Source organism: Actinotalea sp. C106, from assembly GCF_023630195.1.
In the GTDB taxonomy this organism is placed as follows: domain Bacteria; phylum Actinomycetota; class Actinomycetes; order Actinomycetales; family Cellulomonadaceae; genus Actinotalea.
The window spans coordinates 1-994 of the sequence record NZ_JALPKN010000547.1 but is presented as its reverse complement, the minus strand read 5'-3'; the positions used below and the strand labels follow the sequence as shown (position 1 = coordinate 994).

The following is a 994-nucleotide window of genomic DNA, read 5'->3' as shown; positions in this document are numbered from 1 at the left end:
GGCCAGCCCGGCGCGGGCGAGGACGGCGCGGGCGACACCCTGCAGATCGAGGGCGGCGCCCCGCGGGCCGCGCAGCCCGAGGCCCCCATGATCGCCGAGAAGGTCGGCCCCGACGAGATCGCCGAGGTGGTCTCGGCGTGGACCGGCATCCCCACCGGGCGCCTGCTCGAGGGCGAGACGGCCAAGCTGCTGCGCATGGAGGAGGTCCTGGGCTCGCGGCTCATCGGTCAGCAGCAGGCCGTGGCCGCGGTGAGCGACGCGGTCCGGCGCTCGCGGGCCGGGATCGCCGACCCCGACCGGCCGACCGGGTCCTTCCTCTTCCTCGGGCCCACCGGCGTGGGCAAGACCGAGCTCGCCAAGTCCCTCGCGGACTTCCTCTTCGACGACGAGCGGGCCATGGTCCGCATCGACATGTCCGAGTACGGCGAGAAGCACTCGGTGGCCCGCCTGGTCGGCGCCCCGCCCGGGTACGTCGGGTACGAGGAGGGCGGCCAGCTGACCGAGGCCGTGCGCCGTCGGCCCTACTCGGTGGTGCTCCTCGACGAGGTCGAGAAGGCCCACCCCGAGGTCTTCGACGTGCTGCTGCAGGTGCTCGACGACGGTCGCCTGACCGACGGCCAGGGCCGCACCGTGGACTTCCGCAACGCGATCCTGGTGCTCACCTCCAACCTCGGCTCGCAGTTCCTCGTGGACCCGACTCTCGCGGTCGAGGCCAAGCGCGAGGCCGTGATGACCGCGGTGCGCGGGGCCTTCAAGCCCGAGTTCATCAACAGGCTCGACGACGTCGTGATCTTCGACGCCCTGACCCTGGCCGAGCTCGGCCAGATCGTGGACCTGCAGATCACCCGGCTCGCGGACCGCCTGGCCGACCGCCGGCTGCGCCTCGAGGTCACCGCGGCGGCACGGGAGTGGTTGGCCCTCGAGGGCTTCGACCCGGCCTACGGCGCCCGGCCGCTGCGCCGGCTCGTGCAGCGCCAGATCGGCGACCAGCTGG

Annotated in this window: 1 protein-coding gene; it reads left to right on the top strand. The window is 73.4% G+C overall.

Annotation, left to right across the window (positions count from 1 at the left end):
• On the top strand, positions 1 to 994 hold a 994-nt coding region (locus L0B03_RS18390; protein ID WP_250448521.1), incomplete at both ends, for an AAA family ATPase.